1 protein-coding gene is annotated in these 447 nt (G+C 67.6%); it reads left to right on the forward strand.

Translation table 11 applies throughout. From position 1 onward, the window contains the following. Positions 1–447 (forward strand): transposase (locus BJG92_RS16980; RefSeq protein WP_232085160.1); only part of this gene is annotated, 447 nt, incomplete at both ends.

The following is a 447-nucleotide window of genomic DNA, read 5'->3' on the forward strand; positions in this document are numbered from 1 at the left end:
CGGGTCCCGGCCCAGGACGCTGACGACCACCGCCGGGGACCTGAACCTGAAAATCCCCAAGCTGCGGAACGGATCGTTCTTCCCGGCCCTGCTCGAACGCCGCCGCCGCGTGGACCAGGCCCTCTACGCGGTCGTGATGGAGGCCTACCTGCACGGTGTCTCCACCCGCAAGGTCGATGACCTGGTCAAGGCGCTCGGGGCCGATACCGGGATCTCCAAGTCCGAGGTGTCCCGGATCTGCGAGGACCTGGACCACGAAGTCGGTGCGTTCCGGGACCGGGACCTCACGGCCATGGATTACCCGTATGTGTTCCTGGACGCGACCTACTGCAAGGCCCGCGTCGGGCACCGCGTCGTGTCCCAGGCGATCGTGGTCGCCTTCGGCGTCGCCGCAGACGGACGCAGGGAAGTCCTCGGATTCGACGTCGGCGACAGCGAAAACGAGGG

It is taken from the genome of Arthrobacter sp. SO5 (genome assembly GCF_020532805.1).
In the GTDB taxonomy this organism is placed as follows: domain Bacteria; phylum Actinomycetota; class Actinomycetes; order Actinomycetales; family Micrococcaceae; genus Arthrobacter.